15 protein-coding genes are annotated in these 19,291 nt (G+C 59.1%); 13 read left to right on the top strand and 2 right to left on the bottom strand.

Annotated elements, in window-relative coordinates; translation table 11 throughout:
• The first annotated feature begins 73 nt into the window (after positions 1 to 73).
• The 11 genes from M8006_RS05345 to M8006_RS05295 all read left to right on the top strand — a co-directional run bounded on the left by M8006_RS05345 (position 74) and on the right by M8006_RS05295 (position 15,656).
• A complete protein-coding gene (locus M8006_RS05345) occupies positions 74 to 3,097 on the top strand; it encodes a valine--tRNA ligase (protein WP_250080429.1) in 3,024 nt (1,007 codons plus the stop codon).
• An 81-nt stretch (positions 3,098 to 3,178) separates the two neighbouring features.
• Positions 3,179 to 4,930: a chloride channel protein gene (locus M8006_RS05340; protein WP_250080428.1), complete on the top strand. Its 1,752-nt coding sequence runs from the start codon at positions 3,179 to 3,181 to the stop codon at positions 4,928 to 4,930.
• Positions 4,920 to 6,023 (top strand): ABC transporter substrate-binding protein, encoded by a 1,104-nt coding sequence (locus M8006_RS05335; protein WP_250080427.1) that lies wholly within the window; start codon positions 4,920 to 4,922, stop codon positions 6,021 to 6,023. Before M8006_RS05340 ends, M8006_RS05335 begins: the two co-directional genes overlap by 11 nt.
• A gap of 234 nt (positions 6,024 to 6,257) precedes the next feature.
• Entirely contained in the window at positions 6,258 to 7,334 is a 1,077-nt protein-coding gene (locus tag M8006_RS05330) for a TauD/TfdA dioxygenase family protein (protein WP_250080426.1), read from the top strand.
• A gap of 141 nt (positions 7,335 to 7,475) precedes the next feature.
• Positions 7,476 to 8,510 carry an aminoglycoside phosphotransferase family protein gene (locus tag M8006_RS05325; protein WP_250080425.1) on the top strand — a complete coding sequence of 345 codons (1,035 nt, stop codon included), beginning with the start codon at positions 7,476 to 7,478 and terminating at the stop codon, positions 8,508 to 8,510.
• A 61-nt stretch (positions 8,511 to 8,571) separates the two neighbouring features.
• On the top strand, positions 8,572 to 9,789 hold the full coding sequence (locus M8006_RS05320) for an ABC transporter substrate-binding protein (RefSeq protein ID WP_250080424.1): 1,218 nt from the start codon (positions 8,572 to 8,574) through the stop codon (positions 9,787 to 9,789).
• A 3-nt stretch (positions 9,790 to 9,792) separates the two neighbouring features.
• The gene (locus M8006_RS05315; RefSeq protein ID WP_250080423.1) at positions 9,793 to 11,475 is read left to right on the top strand and encodes an ABC transporter permease; all 1,683 of its coding nucleotides are present in this window, start codon (positions 9,793 to 9,795) and stop codon (positions 11,473 to 11,475) included.
• Positions 11,472 to 12,104 (top strand): ATP-binding cassette domain-containing protein, encoded by a 633-nt coding sequence (locus M8006_RS05310; RefSeq protein WP_250080422.1) that lies wholly within the window; start codon positions 11,472 to 11,474, stop codon positions 12,102 to 12,104. Before M8006_RS05315 ends, M8006_RS05310 begins: the two co-directional genes overlap by 4 nt.
• Complete coding sequence (locus M8006_RS05305) at positions 12,091 to 12,813, top strand: TIGR04283 family arsenosugar biosynthesis glycosyltransferase (RefSeq protein WP_250080421.1); 723 nt, start codon at positions 12,091 to 12,093, stop codon at positions 12,811 to 12,813. The genes M8006_RS05310 and M8006_RS05305 overlap by 14 nt, the downstream gene beginning before the upstream one ends.
• The gene (locus M8006_RS05300; RefSeq protein ID WP_250080420.1) at positions 12,803 to 13,438 is read left to right on the top strand and encodes a TIGR04282 family arsenosugar biosynthesis glycosyltransferase; all 636 of its coding nucleotides are present in this window, start codon (positions 12,803 to 12,805) and stop codon (positions 13,436 to 13,438) included. The genes M8006_RS05305 and M8006_RS05300 overlap by 11 nt, the downstream gene beginning before the upstream one ends.
• Positions 13,439 to 13,508: 70 nt before the next feature.
• Positions 13,509 to 15,656 (top strand): dihydrolipoyl dehydrogenase family protein, encoded by a 2,148-nt coding sequence (locus M8006_RS05295; protein WP_250080419.1) that lies wholly within the window; start codon positions 13,509 to 13,511, stop codon positions 15,654 to 15,656.
• 23 nt (positions 15,657 to 15,679) lie between these two features.
• Here the strand turns inward: M8006_RS05295 and M8006_RS05290 are convergent, their stop codons facing one another.
• Positions 15,680 to 16,090: a transcriptional regulator gene (locus M8006_RS05290; RefSeq protein WP_250080418.1), complete on the bottom strand. Its 411-nt coding sequence runs from the start codon at positions 16,088 to 16,090 to the stop codon at positions 15,680 to 15,682.
• Between the two features lie 149 nt (positions 16,091 to 16,239).
• Between M8006_RS05290 and M8006_RS05285 the strand changes: the two genes are divergently transcribed.
• Positions 16,240 to 17,634 (top strand): GGDEF domain-containing protein, encoded by a 1,395-nt coding sequence (locus tag M8006_RS05285; protein ID WP_250080417.1) that lies wholly within the window; start codon positions 16,240 to 16,242, stop codon positions 17,632 to 17,634.
• A 30-nt stretch (positions 17,635 to 17,664) separates the two neighbouring features.
• Positions 17,665 to 18,804: an FAD-dependent oxidoreductase gene (locus M8006_RS05280; RefSeq protein ID WP_250080416.1), complete on the top strand. Its 1,140-nt coding sequence runs from the start codon at positions 17,665 to 17,667 to the stop codon at positions 18,802 to 18,804.
• Positions 18,805 to 18,823: 19 nt separating this feature from the next.
• On the opposite strand, the gene M8006_RS05275 is transcribed toward M8006_RS05280, so the two are convergent.
• Positions 18,824 to 19,285, bottom strand: a complete 462-nt coding sequence (locus tag M8006_RS05275; RefSeq protein ID WP_250080415.1) for an META domain-containing protein — start codon at positions 19,283 to 19,285, stop codon at positions 18,824 to 18,826.
• Positions 19,286 to 19,291 lie beyond the last annotated feature (6 nt).

Here is a 19,291-nt window from a genome sequence, read left to right as displayed (position 1 = left end):
CGCCAATTTTGCAATCCTGATCAATATATTCGATGCCTCGCGCTGACGGAGCATCTCTGCTGTGAGCCACTCCATGGAAAAGACCTACCAACCCGAACAGATCGAAACCCGCTGGTACGAACGCTGGGAAGCCGATAACCGCTTTACGCCTTCCGGCCACGGGCAGCCGTTCTCGATGATGATTCCACCGCCCAACGTCACCGGTAGCCTGCACATGGGCCACGCGTTCCAAGACACCATCATGGACACGCTGACGCGCTACAAGCGGATGCAGGGCAACAATACGCTCTGGCAGGTGGGCACCGACCACGCCGGTATCGCCACGCAAATGCTGGTCGAGCGCAAGATCGCCGCCGAAGAAGGCAAAAGCCGCCATGACCTGGGCCGCGAAGCGTTCATCGATAAGGTGTGGGAGTGGAAAGAGGAATCCGGCGGCCACATCACTCGCCAGCTACGCCGCATGGGCGCCAGTGTGGATTGGAGCCGCGAGCGCTTCACCATGGACGATGGCTTCTATAAAGCGGTACAGGAAGTTTTTGTCCGCTTGTATGACGAAGGGCTTATCTACCGTGGTAAACGCCTGGTCAACTGGGACCCGAAGTTTGAAACGGCCATCTCCGACCTTGAAGTAGAAAACAAAGAAGTCGATGGCCATATGTGGCACTTCAAGTACCCATTGGCGGGTGGGGAAAGCTACGAATACATCGAAAAAGATGCCGACGGCAATATCACCTTCCGTGAGAATCGAGACTACATCTCCATCGCCACCACTCGCCCGGAAACCATGTTAGGCGACGGTGCCGTGGCGGTGAATCCTGCCGACGAGCGCTATGCCGCGTTGATCGGCAAGCTATGCGAGATCCCGGTGGGGCCGAAGGAACATAGGCGCCTGATTCCCATCATCGCCGACGAATACCCCGACCCCGATTTCGGCTCAGGTGCGGTCAAAATTACCGGTGCCCACGATTTCAACGATTATGAAGTGGCCAAGCGCAATGGCATTCCGCTTTACACTCTAATGGATCGTAAAGCGCACATGCGCAGCGATGGTTTCTCCTACGAGGAGAGTGCCACCTTAGCGGCAAAAGCGGCGAGGGGAGAGGATATCGGTAGCGTGGACGAGGTTAACCTTGTGCCTACCGAACTACGGGGGCTGGACCGCCTTGACGCCCGTCGCCAGATCGTGGAAGTGGTCACAGCTGAGGACTTAGCGGTCACGGCGACTGACGCCGAGGGCAATGAGCAGCCGCTGGTCGAGAACAAAAAACTGATGCAACCTTTCGGGGATCGCTCCGGGGTCGTCATTGAGCCTTACCTCACCGACCAATGGTTTGTGGCCGTGGAGACGCTCGCCAAGCCCGCCATTGAGGCGGTGGAAAACGGCGACATTCAGTTCGTGCCCAAGAACTACGAAAACATGTACTTCGCCTGGATGCGCGACCTCCAGGACTGGTGTATTTCCCGCCAGCTGTGGTGGGGCCACCGTATTCCCGCCTGGTACGACGCCGAAGGCAATATCTACGTTGCCCGCACTGCCGAAGAAGCCCGCGAGAAAAACGGCTTGGCAGCTGACGTTGCGCTAACCCAAGACGAAGACGTGCTCGACACCTGGTTTAGCTCGGGGCTGTGGACCTTCGGCACGCTGGGCTGGCCGGAACAGACCCCTGAGCTTGAGACCTTCCATCCGTCAAGCGTATTGGTCACCGGCTTTGACATCATCTTCTTCTGGGTCGCCCGGATGATCATGATGACGCTCAAGTTTACCGGCGAGGTACCGTTCAAGCAGGTTTACGTTCACGGCCTAGTGCGCGACGGCCAGGGGCAGAAAATGTCCAAGTCCAAAGGCAACGTGCTCGACCCCATCGATCTGATAGACGGCATCGAACTCGATACCCTAGTCGAAAAGCGCACCGGCAACATGATGCAGCCGAAACAAGCCAAAGCGATTGCCAAGGCGACCAAGGACGAATTTAAAGACGGCATCGAGCCCCACGGCACCGACGCGCTGCGCTTCACGTTTCTCTCCCAAGCGACCACCGGGCGCGATATCAAATTCGACATGAGCCGCCTGGATGGCTACCGCAACTTCTGCAACAAGCTGTGGAACGCCTCACGCTACGTGCTGATGAATGCTGAAGGCGAAGATTGCGGCATCTCTTCCCAAGGTCAGGGCAGCGAGGTCGAACTTTCATTGGCCGACCGCTGGATTATCTCCCAGCTGCAGAAAACCGAAGCCCAGGTCACCAAGGCGATGGAAGAGTACCGCTTCGACCACGCCTCCCAGGCGCTGTATGAGTTTATATGGAACGAATACTGCGACTGGTACCTGGAGCTTTCCAAGCCAGTACTGTGGGAGGATGACGTACAGGAAAGTACTAATGCCGCGGGAGACAGGACGTCGGGAGCGGCGGAGCTTGCGAAACGCAAACGGGGAACGCGCCGTACGCTGGTGCGCGTGTTGGAAGCGATTCTGCGCCTCGCCCACCCGATGATGCCGTTTATCTCTGAAGAGATTTGGCAGCGTATCGCGCCGCTTGCTGGCACCCACGGCGGTGACAACGACTCGATCATGGTGCAGCCGTGGCCCGAGGCCGTTGATCACAAGCTCGACGAGCAGGCCACGCGCGATATCGAATGGCTCAAAGGCGTGATTATTGCGGTGCGTAACATCCGCGCCGAGATGAATATCGCCCCCGGCAAGCCGCTTGACGTGCTGCTGACCAAAGGCCAACCAGAGGACGCCGAGCGGCTGGAGAAAAACCGCTTGTTCCTCGCCAAGTTAGCGAAGCTTGAAAGCATAACCTGGCTTGAAAACCCAGACGACGCCCCGCTCTCTGCCACGCAGTTGGTCGGCGATATGGAAGTGCTGGTCCCCATGGCGGATTTAATCGACAAGGACACCGAGCTTGCACGCCTGAATAAAGAGATCGAAAAGCAGAACAAGCTGATCAGCGGCATCGAGAAGAAGCTCGGCAACGAAGGTTTTATCGCCAAAGCCCCAGAAGCCGTGGTAGAAAAAGAACGCGGCAAACTCGCTGACTTCCAGGCCGCCAAAAAGCTGCTGGAAGAGCAACGAGCTAAAATCTCAACGTTGTAAGCTACCCGGCGCCAGGCAGCTCTAACTGCATGGCGCTCGCGCTACCTTGCCCGCCGGTCCGATAACGCCTATAACTGGGACATGGACTCACCCAGCACAGACAGCGTTTCGGCCCGACACCCCCTGGAGGTGTTGCGTTTTCTTGGCCTGGTACTATTGGGCAGTATCGTTGGGGGCGTGGCGGCGCTGGTCGCCGTTGGTTTCGTCAATGCGGTGGTAGGGCTCAACGACCTGCTGCTGATCTCCCCCCGAGGCCAGATGATGGCGGCCAACACCACCCTGGTGATCCTCGCCACCCTGCTGGTACCAACCCTTGGGGGGCTGCTGGTTGGCCAACTGCACCGTGGTCTTCCTGGGGGACGCCCCCATACCCCTGCCGACGCCATCGCGGCTGTCCAGACCCGCCGGGGTCGCCTACCTGCCAAAGCGGGTGCGCTCTCGGGGTTAAGCAGTTTGGTATCGTTGGGCGCCGGCGCTTCGGTGGGTCAGTACGGCCCGCTGGTACATCTTGGCGCGACGCTCGGTTCGCTGATCACTCGCTTGCTGCACCTGGGGCGCTCAGAAGACAATATTACCATCGCTTGCGGAGTGGCCGCTGCCATTGCGGCAGCCTTCAATGCGCCACTGGCAGGCATTGTCTTCGCCCACGAAGTCGTGCTGCGCCACTATGCCCTGCGCGCCTTCGCGCCAGTGGCGGCCGCCGCCATCGTTGGCTATGTGCTGGCCACCCAGTTGTTGGATCAAGGGGCGCTGTTCCATATCACTGAGCCGGGCGTGCCCCAACCCTGGGAATTCGCCCTTTTCCTGGTTCTGGGTGGCCTGGGTGCCTTGGTGGCGGGTGCCTATATGCATGCCGTTCTTGCCGTGGGGCAGCTAGCCAAGCGGCTACCGCTGCCCGTCAGCCTGCATCCCGCGCTAGCCGGGGCTTTGCTCGGCCTCACCGCCCTTTGGGTACCCGATATCTTGGGTATGGGCCAGGAAACTCTGCGCTTCGCCACCTTGCCCGGCGCCTACGGCGGCGGCGAGCTGCTGATGGTACTGCTGCTCAAGCTGGCCGCGACGGCTTTGTGCCTGGGGCTGGGCTTCGCCGGTGGCGTCTTCAGCCCAGCGCTGGTGATCGGCACTCTTTTCGGCGCCCTGGTGGGCACCCTGGTCGCCGAGCTGGGCGGCGGCCAGGAGACGTTCATCTTCTATGCCGTGTGTGGCATGGTCGCGGTCACCGCGCCGGTACTCGGCGCACCTCTCACCACCCTGCTGATCGTCTTCGAACTCACCGGCAGCTATGCCTTGACCACCGCCGCCCTGGCCAGCGTGACGCTCGCCAATCCGCTGGCCGCCCAGTTGTTTGGCCGCTCGCTGTTCGATATTCAATTGGCCCGCCGTGGCCTGGATCTCTCCGCTGGCCGAAGTCGCGCCGTGCTCCAGGAGACGCGGTTGACCGAGTTGATCAGCCACGATGCCGTCACCCTGCACCCCGCGACCCCACTGACCAAGGCTATCTCGTTCCTGAGCAAAGCGGGCCATGGAGAAGCTTACCTGGTGGACGACCGAGGGCGCTACCAAGGCTGCGTAACCCTGGCGAGCCTGGAGACCCTCCGCGAAAACAGCCAGGCGACAACCCTGGCCGACTGTCCCGAGACGCCTCGCCCCGTGCTGGATCCGCACTCATCACTTTGGGAAGCAATGCACCAGTTAGAGAAGGTCACCGGCGAGGCCATCGCCGTCGTGGATAACGAACGGCGTTTCCTGGGGGTGACCTATGAGTCGAGCATTGCGCGCGCCTTCTTGTATCACAGCGACGCTCTAAGACGGGAGGAACACGGTGCTGGCTAGACGATGGATCCCGGGACTTCTGGCCGGGCTGCTTGCCCTGGCAACCCCCATCTGGGCGGAAGTGCCCGACGCTGTCAATTCGCTGACGGTACTGAGCTGGGGTGGTGCCTACGAGCAAGCCCAGCGCCGCGCACTCTTCACCCCTTTCACCGACGCCCACGACCTACCGGTGGCAGTGGACAGCTATAACGGCGGCCTGACGAAGCTGCGCCAGGCCGTGGCGCAGAACGACGTCCGCTGGGACGTCATCGATATGACCCGCAGTGAGGCCATGGCGGCCTGCGAGGAGGGGCTGCTGGAGCCGCTGCCCCCCGACCTGACCGCCCCCGCGCCGGACGGCACGCCGGCATCTCAGGATTTCTTTGCTGGCGCCCTGGGGCGCTGTTTTATCAGCCATTCGATCTTTGCCACCGTCGTGGCCTATCGCCGTGATGCCTTTCCCGGGGAGCGCCCTACGCGTATCGCCGACCTCTTCGATCAACAGCGTTTCCCCGGCCCCCGGGCCTTGCAGCGCACCCCGGCGGCTAATCTGGAGTGGGCGCTGCTCTCCTACCAGGTACCCCGGGAAGAACTCTACCGTCTGCTCAGTACCCGCCGCGGCCTGGATTTGGCCTTCGCCCGGCTGCAAAGCATCGCCGATATCCACTGGTGGGAGGCCGGCGACACCCCGGTGCGCCTGCTCGAGGAGGGCGAGGTGGTCATGGCGTCCGGCTACAACGGTCGCTTCTTCGCGGCCATGGTCGAGTGTGACCTGCCCATCGAGATCCTCTGGGACGGCCAGCTCCAGGAACACGAGACCTGGGTGATCCCCCGCGGCGCCCCGAACCCCGAGGCGGCCCGAGCGTTCATCCGTTTCGCCACCACCAGCGAGCACCAAGTGGCGCTGGCCCGGCATATTCCCTATGGCCCCGCGCGCCGTTCTGCTTCGATGCAGGTCACTACCCACCGCGATACGGGCCTGGACATGCGCCTGCATATTCCCACCCACCCCATCAATGCCCAGGGTGCAGTGACCAAGGACGAGGCCTGGTATGCGCGGACCCAGGCGCGCGTCGAAGCTCTGTTTCATGAGGCCCTGACGCCACAGGAATGAGGGCGAGATACGATGGAAATAATGCGGACTATAACGCCTGAAACCATAACGGTACTGGAAAGGTTCAGGCGTTATGGTTTGACCCTACCGCCTGAGAACTCATTGGATCTTGAACAAAATCTAGCATCACCTGACCAATGTATTAGGACCGTTTGTTCCTGCCGCTCAGGACCCTGTCACGGACATTCGCTGAGTGAAGCTGTCCGACATTCACCCATTAAGGTCGCTTCAACTATGCGGACACCCTCCGAAAAATTTAGCAACACGCCACCCACCATACCGCCGCTCGACCCTGGCCGTGTGGCGCTGTTTGAAAAAGCAGGCCTGACGGTCAAACAGCTGGAACCGCTTGGCGTTGAGATATACGGCGCTGATGTTCGTCACCGACTCCCCGAGCCTGTTATTGAGGCGCTGGAGGTGGAAATGGCGAACCGGGGCTTCATCGTCTTCAAGCACCAGGCGGATCTCTCAGCCGATGAGCTGGTCAACGCAAGCAAATGGTGGGGCGCGGGTGAAATCCATTCCACTCATGGCGTCCACCCGGCAACGCCTGACATGAACCGGGATATCTTTCGCTGCTCCAATGACAACCGCTACGGTATCCTGGGCGTGGGCCCGCAATGGCATAACGATGGCAGTTTTGAGGCCGCCACGTTCTCCCACTCCGCCTACTATATGGCGCGTGCCCCTGAGCAAGGCGGCGGCACTCACTTTGCCCACCAAGGGGCCGCCTTTGATGTTCTGCCCGAGGAAAAGCAGGCCTTCTGGGAGCGACTGGTGTCTGTCAACTCAGCGTCAGGGGTGAGTCACCCCGTCGTCCACACGCACCCTATTTCGGGGCGCAAGAGCGTATGGCTGCATCTGGGAATAACCGGCGCAGTGCTGGAGCGGCTACCAGAGGAAGGTGTCTCCATCGACGAACTGCAGCAAACACCCGCTTCCACCAAGCAGCTTCGCTTGCTCAACGAAGACGAAATGAAGCAGCTTTTCAACGACTACAACGACCTGTTGAATGCGTCGTTCGAAAAGAACTACGGCATACGTTATCACTATGACACGGGCGACTTGCTCTACATTGATAACTGGGCGCTGGCTCATCGGGCAGCGCCTGAAGCGCATATGTCGGTAGAAGAACAAGGCCTTAGGATCATGGATCGCGTGACGATCAAGTCCCCGCAGAACCTGGCGCCCCACTTTGAACTGCCGCAGTACATCAATTTATCCGGCCCGCACCCCTTCAATCGCGACGGCGTCTGGAAAGCCGGTGGTGTAGGGTTCCGCTGGAAAGATGACATCCCCATGCAAAATTAGGGCTTTTGATATGACACCTAGGCTGCTTGACGGCACCCTTCCGCCACGCCTGCATCATTTTTAACCATAAACCGTGTAAGGTTGGCGTTAGAACAGCCACTTAGTCGTGGCAACAAAGACTTGTTCAACACGGATGACGCCATGCCGACACCATTAGAGGCACGTCTGCAGTCCCTGGAAACAGTGCTGCAACAGGCCAACATTAGCTATCAATCGCTATCACCGATGGCGGATACCGGGCTTGCCCACGACCACGTGTGGATACACCGTGACGGTGGCGACTGGGTGGCGCGGCTACCCAAGCAAAGCCAGATGAACCTAGCACCAGCCGACAACCTCGCCTATGAAGCCGCCTGCTACGAGCGTGCCAGCCAGGGCGGCCACGTGCCGCGTTTACATGGCCTTCTTGAGGTAAGCAGTGCCCTGCCGCGTGGCGGGCTGTTGGTGGATGCCATCAAGGGGCGCTTGGCTCAGCTACCAGAAGATCTACCGTATATCGCCGAGACATTAGCCAGCTTGCATCAGCTGCCGCTGCCAGACCAACCTGCTCCTCTGCTTGCCCCCAATGATCCATGGCGCGCCATGCGCGAGGAAGTTGGCCGTCAGGCAGAGTGGCTGGACCAGGCAGATTTAAGCGCCACCGTCATTTCCCGCATTCGCGATGAACTGGCCGCCCTGCCGGTGGAGCTGCCCGACGCCGAGCGCTGCCTGATCAGTTTTGATACCCACCCTGGCAACTTCCTGATAGAGGCTCAGGGGCGCGCGGTGCTGGTCGATCTGGAGAAGTGTCGCTACGGTCTACCAGGCATTGACCTGGCCCATACCAGCCTCTACACCTCTACCACCTGGGACCTTAATAGCCAGGCGGTGCTGACATTGGAGGAGGTCATCGGGTTTTACCGACGCTGGCAAGCCGCCATGACCCCATCACCCAGCGCCGAAACACTGGTGGCCTGCCGTCGCGCGACCTGGTTGTGGTCGCTAACCTGGTGCGCTAAATGGCGTGCCCAGCACCTGCGGGCCAAGGACGCCCAGCAGCGCGGCGAAGACTGGTCAGCGGAACTCACCGACCCTGCCTTGATTGATCACGTGCGCGACCGCGTTGAGCACTATCTATCGGCGCCCATTATCGATCACGTGCAAAACGAACTGCAGCGCCTACGCGTGACACTTTAATTCACGCGAATCGGTTAGCGCCTGCTCACCCTGACCTTGCTTATCCTAAAAGAGGTATCCCATGCTGAAACCCTGTCACACCCGCCGCTTAGCGTCGATAGCGCCCCTGCTGGCACTGGCGCTTCCCGCCGTGGCAGCCCCAGACCCCAGCGACTGGCAGAGCGTCTTGGCACAAGCCGAAGGCCAAACCGTTTACTGGAACGCCTGGGGCGGCGAAGCCCGCACCAATGCTTATATTGAGTGGGTGGCACAGCAGGTGGACGAGCGTTATGGCATCGAACTGGTTCACGTCAAGCTCGGCGATACCTCTGAAGCGGTGTCGCGCGTGCTGGCCGAAAAGCAGGCGGGTAACGATGACGCGGGCAGCGTGGATATGATCTGGATTAACGGCGAGAACTTTGCCGCCATGAAAGACAACGATCTGCTGTTTGGGCCCTGGGCAGAGTCACTGCCCAACTACCCGCTTACCGACCCGGACAACACTCCCGCCGTGCGTTACGACTGGACGATCCCGGTCGAGGGGCTCGAGTCGCCCTGGAGCAGCTCCCAGGTGGTGTTTTACTACGATACGGCGCTGGTAGAAGAGCCCCCCGACAACATGCCGGAACTGCTAGATTGGGCGGCGCAGAACCCCGGCGAATTTACCTACCCACAGGTGCCCAACTTCCTGGGCAATGCGTTTATTACCCAGGCGCTATTAGAGCTGAGCGATAACACCGAGGTGTTCTACGCGCCGATGCAGGAAGACGAGTTTGACGAAGCCACCGCGCCGCTTTGGGCGTACCTGGATGAACTGCACCCCCATCTATGGCGCTCTGGCAGGGCTTTCCCCTCTAACAGTGCCGATCTGCGCAGCTTGATGGGCGATAGCGAAATCAGCATTGCACTGTCGTTCAGCACCACGGAAGCGTCTGGCGCTATCGCCAACTATGAGCTTCCCGACACGGTTCGCAGCTACGTTCACGATAGCGGCATGATCGGCAATATCAGTTTTATGGCAATTCCTTACAACGCCGAACACAAGGCGGGCGCCATGGTGGTGGCCAACTACCTGATGTCCCCCGAGGCTCAGGCGGAAAAACAGGACCCTGAGGTATGGGGCAGTAACACCGTTCTTTCCATGGAGCAGCTCTCCGCAGAAGAGCGCGCCTTGTTCGATGATATTGATCTAGGCATCGCCACACTGCCGCCCAGCGAGCTTGGCAAGGTGCTCGGCCAGCCCCACCCCAGCTGGGTCGATGCCCTGGCCGAGGCGTGGCAAACCCGTTACGTGAACTAGTCGATGCTGCTTCGTCTAGCCCCATGGATATTGATCAGTGTATTGGTGGTGCCATTAGCAGCGGGGCTGCTGATGGTTATCCTCCCGGCGTTTGGCTACTTGCCGGTACTCGGCGGCGAGACGTTTCATTTTGACGCCTGGCAGGCCCTTTGGCAGCGCCCTGGATTATACCGCTCCATACTGTTGAGCTATGCGAGCGGGCTGATCACCACCCTGGTGGCACTCGCCATCGTGGCACTGTTTCTGGCAGCCAGCCGAGGCACCTGGCTGGATCGCGGCATTCGGCGGCTGGTCTCGCCGTTGCTGGCGATACCCCATGCGGCAGTCGCCTTTGGCCTGGCTTTTCTTATCGCCCCTTCGGGGCTTTTTGTACGCTGGGTATCGCCTGGGTTAACCGGCTGGGAGCGCCCGCCAGACGCCCTCATCGTCAACGACCCGTTGGGGCTTTCCCTAATGGCCGGGCTGGTGCTCAAAGAAGTGCCTTTTCTACTCTTGATGTGCCTGGCGGCGTTGCCCCAACTGGACCCGGAGAGGCGCGTCACCCTGGCACGCTCGCTGGGCTACTCGGCGAACATCGCCTGGCTGAAAAGTGTCTTTCCAGTGCTGTATCCATTGATTCGGCTGCCGGTCTACGCGGTGATTGCCTACGCCACCTCGGTGGTCGATATGGCCATGATTCTCGGCCCGACGTTGCCGCCCACACTGAGTGTGTCGATTCTTGGCTGGTTCAACGACCCCGACCTGGACCACCGTTACATGGCCTCCGCCGGTGCGGTATTGCAGCTCGGTGTCACGCTTGCGGCACTCTTAACCTGGTGGCTTGGGGAGCAGTGCGTCAAGCGGGTCAGCCAAGGCTGGCTGATCAATGGAGCAAGAAACACGGGGTCGATGGCGATCGCCGTTGGCGGCCGACTGTTGCTGACCACCACGACGTTGCTGGCCATCAGCGCGATTGGCGGGCTGGTCATCTTTTCAGTCGCCGGTTTCTGGCGCTTTCCTGATGCCTTGCCCGGCACCTTTACCCTGGATCACTGGCAGCGCATTTTGCCAAGCGTCACCACCCCGCTGCTGAATACGCTCAGCGTGGGGCTAGCCGCCACGCTGAGCGCCGCGGTGATGGTGGTGGCAACCCTTGAGAATGCAGTACGTCATCATCTGCCGGTGAGCCGCTCCCAGTGGCTTCTGTATCTGCCGCTGATTGTGCCCCAGGTCGCCTTTCTGTTTGGCCTGGTGGTCGCCGCGGAAAGCATTAACGTTCGCCCCCAGATGGCGCTGGTGATTGCCGCCCACCTGCTGTTTGTGGCGCCTTATCTCTACCTGTCGCTTTCGGAAGCCTATCGACGCCTGGACCCGCGCTGGATGCAGGCTGCCCATTCGCTGGGTGCCTCGCCCTGGCGGGCCTTCTGGCAGGTGCGCCTGCCGCTGCTGTTGGCGCCGCTGCTTACCGCCTGCGCAGTCAGTTTGGCGGTGAGTATCGGCCAGTATTTACCCACGCTGTTACTCGGCGGTGGCCGCGTCCCCACCATCACCACCGAAGCGGTGGCCATGGCTTCCGGAGGCAATCGTCGCCTCATCGCCGTCCTTGCACTGCTCCAGGCCCTACTTCCCTTTATCGGCTTTAGTCTGGCGCTATTGATACCGCGCCTAGCCTGGGCCAAACGTCGCCAGATGCGAGGAGTTGCATGACACCGAACCCGACGCTGCTCATCCAGCAGGTACAGATCACGCTGCATGGCGAAACGCTGCTGGCTATCGATCGAGCCATTGCGCCCGGCGAAGTGCTCACCGTCATGGGCCCCTCTGGCTCGGGTAAATCAACCCTGCTGGCCTACCTGGCGGGGTTTATGTCGCCCGTCTTCAAGGCCCAGGGGCAAGTCTTTCTGGCGAATACACGCTTGGATACCCTGCCTGCTGAAAAGCGCGGTCTGGGGCTGTTATTTCAGGATCCATTGCTGTTTCCCCACTTGAGCGTGGGCGGCAATTTGCGCTTTGGCATCCCCCAGCGCACGGCCAACAAACAGGCGCAGCTTGCCCAGGCGCTACACCAAGTCGGGCTTTCAGGCTACGAGGACCGCGACCCGGCCACGCTTTCCGGCGGCCAGCAGGCGCGCGTGGCGTTAATGCGTCTACTGCTCTCCCAGCCGCGCGCGGTGCTGCTCGACGAGCCGTTTTCCAAACTGGATACGGCGCTGCGCCAGGAAATGCGCACGCTGGTGTTTAACCAACTGCGCGACGCAGGTCTCCCCGCACTGCTGGTCACCCACGACCACGCGGATACCAAGGCAGCAGGAGGGCCGGTGATTGAACTCGGTTGAAAACTCAATTGAAAACTCGGCTGAAAAGACGCCTCACCTCAGCATCGTGATAACGGTGCTCAACGAGGCAGCTGCCCTGGCGCACCATTTAACGGCACTGACATCGTTGGGCAGCCAAGGCATCGAAATCATTGTGGTCGATGGCGGCAGTGTAGACGCAAGCGTGCGCATCGCCCAACCACTGGCAAGTAGAGTGATCACCAGCCTACCGGGCCGGGCACGGCAAATGAATCTCGGTGCGCAGTATGCCAGCGCCCCGGCGCTGCTGTTCCTGCATGCTGATACACACTTGCCACCCGATGCGCTTAAGCTGATCACACAGACGCTAGTGCAGCACCCTTGGGGGCGGTTTGCTATTCGTTTGGAAGGCAAGAGCCGTTGGCTACCCCTTATCAGCGCGATGATCAATCTGCGTTCACGGTTGAGTGGAATCGCCACCGGCGATCAAGCCTTGTTTATGCGCCGCGACGTATTCGACACCGTAGAGGGTTTCCCCGAGCAACCTTTGATGGAGGACATCGAAATCACTAAACGGCTCAAGCGACTTGCTCGCCCCGCTTGCTTACGTGCTCACGTAATAAGCTCGGGCAGGCGCTGGGATCAGCACGGCGTCTGGCGCACTATTTTACTCATGTGGCGGCTGCGCTATCGCTACTGGCGCGGCGTTAGCGCCGACGAGCTCGCGAAGGCATATCGTCATGTGCGCTGAGCCTTTTATCACTCGCCCCCCTGTCACGCTGCACGTGCTTGCCAAAGCCCCGCTGCCCGGCTGTGTCAAAACCCGGCTGATTCCGCTGCTAGGCGAACAAGGCGCGGCCGATGCCCACGCTGAGCTAGTGCATCACTGCGTGACCAACGCCTGCCAGGCACTCCCAGCAGAACACGTGACGCTCTGGACCGCACTGAAACACCAACACCGGCTCTTTACCGCGCTAAGTGCGCGGCTAGGCGTCACGCTGAAACCTCAACCAGAAGGCGATTTAGGCACACGAATGCGACACGCTCTTCGCGACGCGCCCGGCCCCGCCATGGTGATGGGCAGCGACTGCCCGAGCATCACCAGCGACCTGATCACCACCTGCGCGCAGCAGCTCACTACCCATAACGTGGTGATACTTCCCGCCGAGGACGGCGGCTATGGGCTGATTGGCACTCAAGACGACTACCCCACGCTATTTAGTGATATGCCGTGGGGCAGCGAGCACGTATTCGCCGAGACCTGCGCTCGTCTTACCGCTAGCAGGTTAACTGCTCGTTACCCTAAGACCATTTGGGACGTTGACCGCCCGGAAGATTGGCAACGCTGGCGGCACATCCGCCATAGGCAAGCGTAAGGAACTGGCACCATAACGCACTGACTCTCCCAACGCATGGAACTTAAGACCGTCAACACTGGAGCCTTACGTGAACCGACAACGCCTTTTATTGATTGCCCTTTTGGCCGCTGTGGTAGCACTGTTTTATCTTAGCGGTGCGGCGGATTACTTTACCCTTGAGACGATGCAAGCGTATCGCAGTGACTTTCAGGCCATGTTTAGCCAATCGCCTTGGCAGGTCGCGGGAATTTTCTTCGCTGTGTACGTTGTCATCACGGCGCTATCGCTACCGGGCGCCGCCTTGATGACCCTGCTGGGCGGGGCGCTGTTTGGCCTTGGTTGGGGGCTTTTGATCATCTCGTTCGCCAGCACGATAGGGGCTACGCTAGCCTTTGTGATCTCACGTTTTCTGTTCCGCAAGCCGATTGAAAAACGCTTCCCGCGCCAGTTTGAACGGATCAATCGCGGGGTTGAGCGCGACGGTGCTCTCTACCTTTTTACCCTGCGTTTGGTGCCAATTTTCCCCTTTTTCATGATCAACTTGGTGATGGGGCTTACCCGGATAAAAACCGTAACGTTTTATTGGGTCAGCCAGGTCGCGATGCTACCCGGCACCGCCGTCTACGTTAATGCTGGCGGTCAGCTCGGCGAGTTAGAAAGTTTAGGCGGTATCCTCTCGCCGTCACTGCTTGCCTCATTTGTCCTACTCGCGGTATTTCCTTGGATCGCCCGGCGCATCGTGCTGCTGGTACAAAAGCGCAAGGCATACCAAGCTTTTAAACGCCCAACCACATTTGATTATGACATTCTGGTCATTGGCGGTGGCTCCGCCGGGCTCGTGACCAGCTATATCGCCAGCGCCGTCAACGCCAAGGTGGCATTGGTCGAAAAGCACAAGATGGGTGGCGACTGCCTGAATACCGGCTGCGTACCGTCAAAAGCACTGATACGCGCCGCCCGTGCCGCCCACGAGATTCGTACCGCGCCACGCTTTGGCGTGACGTCAAGCGAACCGCAAATTGATTTCGCCAAGGTCATGGGGCATGTGCATCAGGCGATTAGCGATATCGAGCCCCACGACAGCGTCGAGCGCTACACCCAACTGGGCGTTGAGGTGTACCAGGACCACGCCACCCTGATTTCACCCTGGGAAGTTCAAGTAGGCGACAAAACCCTCACTGCCCGCCATGTCGTGCTGGCCACCGGCGCCCGCCCCAAGGTGCCATCGCTGCCGGGCATTGAGCACGCGCCCGTGCTCACCTCTGAAAACCTATGGTCACTGACAGAATTACCCAAGCGCCTGGTGGTGCTCGGCGGCGGCGCCATCGGCTGTGAGCTTGGCCAAAGCTTTGCCCGCCTGGGCAGCCAGGTCACGCTGGTGGAAGGCATGCCTCAGCTGATGGGCCGGGAGGATCAGGAGGTCGGCGAGGCCGTCGAAAACACCCTGGCGGGCGAAGGTGTCACGGTAATGACTGACACCAAGGCACTGGAAGTCATCAGCGACGCGTCAGGCTATCAGCTGGTAGTGGAGCACCACGGAGAGCGCTCTGAACTGGCCTTCGACTATCTGCTGGTGAGTGTCGGCCGCCAAGCCAATATTGAAGGGCTGGGCCTTGAAGCGCTGGGGGTAACCACTTCGCCCACCGGTACGCTGGAGCTTAACGAGCGACTGCAAACGCGCCTGCCCAATATCTGGGCCTGCGGGGATCTCGCCGGGCCTTATCAGTTGACCCACGCTGCTGCTCACCAGGCCTGGCATGCGGCGGTTAACGCGCTGTTTGGCGAGCTGAAAAGCTTTGCCGTGGATTATCGGTACATGCCCGCGGTAACCTACGTCCAGCCGGAAGTCGCGCGGGTCGGCCTCAACGAGAAGGAAGCCAAGGAGAAGCACATCGCCTTCGAGGTCACCCGCTACGCCATGGCAGACAGTGACCGCGCCATTGCCGAAGGCGCCACCGAGGGGTTTATCAAGGTGCTTACCGTGCCAGGCAAAGACAAAATTCTCGGCGCGACCATCGTGGCGGAGAATGCTGGCGAGTGGCTGGGTGAATTCACCATCGCCATGAAACACGGCTTAGGCCTCAACAAGCTGCTGGGTACCATTCACCCTTACCCCACCTTGGGCGAAGCGGCCAAGGCCACCGCCGGGGTATGGAAAAACGCTCACAAACCCGAACGGATACTGGCGTTATTGAAGCGTTACTTTACCTGGCGGCGCGGGCGCAGTGGGTCATAGCGGGAGCTCTCTCAAGAGGGTATCTATTTATTGGGGCTATCTGTCGTTGAATAAGCTTTCGCAAATGTCTCCATCACCTCCAGCACGACCTTGCGCTGCTCAGTAGGCAAGCGGCGGTATAGCGCTAATAATCGCTGCTCTTCGTTGTTGGAAGAAATATCCCAAACGGCCGACGGCTCGCTGATGGACGACGTTGCTACACGACCATAGCGTAATTGATGAGGATCAATTGCCAGCCAGTGTGCCAATACCTGAAGTTTTTCCTGGCTGGGAATTGAATCGCCGCGCAGCCAGCGCCTGACCGCTTGATACGTAATCGGCTTTCCCCAATAACGCAGGTTGAATTCACGCTCCAGAACAGAGGAGCGCACGTCGTACCCGGCTGCTTGCATGGCGTTTTTTAATCGCTCGGCGAACATCTGTTTTTCATTCATGCCGCCAATGTGAAGCGATTATTCAATAATAGTTGAATAGTGATTAACCTTTTGATTGAATCGTTACTTCAATTTCAATCCATCGTTTCACCCATACCAAGGCACGCCCTGGCTATTACGCAGGCGCCGTGCTTTAGGAGTCATTCAGGATGAGTGGCGTACCTTCTACACCAGCCAATACTTTCGATGACCTATGCCACGCATTAGGCCTCATCAGTTCATCGAAAACGCCTCCGGAGCTTTTTGAGCGACTCGCCAAAACGCTACACAAACTGGCGGACAACCAACCCATTGCACTTTATCGCCGTTTGAGCACAGGAAACCTCCGTTTGGCATACTGCTATCCGTTGGAAAATAACCTAGCCTTTCATCACGCGCTGCTCGCTATTCATTGTTACGACGATTTAGCGGCCTCAAAACTGCAACTTTATGAGCTAAATGGCGAACATGGGGTGTGGGGGTATATTGGGCATCCACCTGCCGCCTACGCAGAGCCTGACAAGTGGATCCAGCTACTCATTGATAGTGCGTCCCAACGCTTACGCTTGTTAAAAGCAGAATGTATGGTCACTCGCCAGTTAGGTTTAAAGTCTCGCCGCAGGTTGCTATACAGAGATATTAAACAACCGACTTCCATTGATGATATTTTGCAGCATCATGGCGCTAGCTGGTGCGATATTTTTCAAACCGAAGGTATCGCGCTGGCTTATCAGGGCGATCTCCACTGCTTTGGCAAATGCCCCTCCAGGCACCCGCTATTTCACCAGTTACAGCAGCTAAACCAGCACAACGCCCATGACGAAATGACCGAATTGAACGGCAGCTGCCAAGGCGGCATGGCGGCCCAGCTCCGCGTCGCGAATGCCGCGTTAGGTTGGTTAGTGCTGTTTCGCCAACAGCCGCTACTCCCCGCCTTGGCTGCTGATACGACGCTTCAGGGCTCCTTGAGTTATTGGACGCCGCTGGAAGCCTCTATGACGATTGAGCTGGCCGACGATTTAGCCGTGGCCATAACCGCTTTGGAGGTCGTTCACCTCAATCGCCAGTTAACCAAGACCAATCAACGCCTTGAGAGCCTGACGCGCATCGACCCCTTAACAAAATGCTGGAACCGCTACTACACAGAGCGGGTAATTGAGGATGCAATCCATTCGTCGGTCAACTTCGCGATGTTAATGTTTGATATTGACGATTTTAAAAATATTAACGATACCTATGGGCATGCGACCGGCGATGATATCTTGCGTGATATGGCGTTTCTAGTGCAGAAAACCTTGAGAGACGATGACCACTTTGGCCGCTGGGGTGGCGATGAGTTTATTATTATTGTGAAAAGAGTGAGCCAAGACGCCTGTCTCCAACTCGCTAACCGGCTCTGCCACAACGTGGAGCAACATATTTTCTCCATCGCCGACCCATTAACGATCAGTATCGGCCTGACTCTTGTCCAGCCTGACGACCAGCCCCGCCAGCTATTTGAGCGGGCGGATCAAAGCATGTATCTCGCCAAAATGGCAGGTAAAAACCAAGTTTTTCTCTGTTAAACACCCTACAGCACCTTGCTTCTCTATAGGATGCCCATGCCGCAATTATTACTGATGGGTGCGGGCCACGCCCACGCCTTTGTACTGGAAGCCTTTGCCAAACAACCAGACTCCAATATCGCGATCACCGTGGTCAGCGATAGCCGCTATGCGGCGTACTCGGGCAGCGTCCCCGCTTGGCTTGCAGGCGAGTGCTCACGGCGTGAAACACAGATTGATATCGCGGCGCTATGCCAGCGCGCCGGGGCACGTTTAATCACCTCACCCGCTACGTCGTTAAGCGTTGAGAAGCGTCATGTCGTGTTGGCTAGCGGCGATAAGCTCGCGTTCGATATTGCCTCACTCAATATCGGCTCAACCCTGGCGCTTCCCCAGCAGCATGGAGAAAACCTCCCCAAGCTACTCGCCATGCGCCCATTAAGCAGCCTACACCAACGCTGGCAGGCGCTGCAGGATGACATTAGCCACTTACCCAGCGATGGTACCCAACGGGTAGTGAGCGTTGGCGGGGGCGCTGCGAGCTGCGAAACGCTGATGAGCGTGCTGGCCCAACTGCGCAATGAACGCCCGGATATTACCTGGCGGGGAGATATCTTAAGCGCCTCCGATACGCTTCTTCCCGGTGCAGGGCGGCTGCCGCGTTGGCTAACAAAGCGCGCGTTACGCCGGGCGAGCATCACGGTGCATAACGACGTTCGAGGAAAAGCGCTGGCTGAGGGAGGCGTGCTTGATACCGCAAACCATCACTTCCCGGCGGATATCGTGCTGTGGGCAACAGGTGCCGTCGGGCACGCTTGGCTAGCCGATACTGTACTGCCGCTCGATCCACTCGGCTTTATTCAGGTAGAAAAAACACTGGAGGTGGAAGGAGTGCCCGGCATCTTCGCGGCGGGTGACTGCGCGGCGTTCACGCCTGCTCTGCCAAACGCTGGGGTTTACGCCGTGCGCATGGGGCCGCACTTGGCCGATAACTTGCGCGCTGCCTGTCGTTGCCAACCGCTGAATGAGTGGCAGCCACCTAAACGAGTGCTCGCACTGATTGGCACTGGCGATGGCCGCGCCATTGGCAGCCGAGGGGCGGTAGGGTTTTCTGGGAAATGGGTCTGGCGATGGAAAAACCGGATTGATGCGCGCTTTATTGCCCGCTTCAATCCGCCTGTGAAAGATTAACGCTCAGGATAGCCGTTGATCAGTCAGCTTCACGCCAGCCGCCTAAAACCCGACTATCCGGGCCGAAAAACACCAATCGATCATGATCAATCAGATAACGGTAGGCATTGGTCAGCATATTGGTGACATGCTGAGCATTCTCCATGCCAGGGCAAGCCATACGCGTTGAGGCCAACTGATTAAAGGCAATGCGCTGGTTGGCACCGAGTTCAACCTGACCGGTGAACCGGTTGCAGCCGTCATATCCGCTCACGCTTCCATCCGAGGCAATACGGAAATAAGGCGTCTGGTCAAAATCCAGCTTTTCATTTGTACCATTAAGCAAAAAGTTCCAGCGCTGTTCGATGACCGGCCCGGAGAGCGAACCTCCGACTGGTTCCGGGTCTGTCGCGGAGCCTGGGCCCGGCGCGCTGCTACAGGCGCTCAGCAATAGCGTTGCCGAGGCAAGCCATGGCAGTAACCGCCAGTTTTTGATGGTCATGGAGAT

The sequence above is a fragment of the Halomonas llamarensis genome (genome assembly GCF_023555005.1).
Taxonomy (GTDB): Bacteria; Pseudomonadota; Gammaproteobacteria; order Pseudomonadales; family Halomonadaceae; genus Vreelandella; species Vreelandella llamarensis.
Note: the sequence above shows the minus strand (reverse complement) of the source record. Positions and strands in the feature narration are given on the sequence as shown.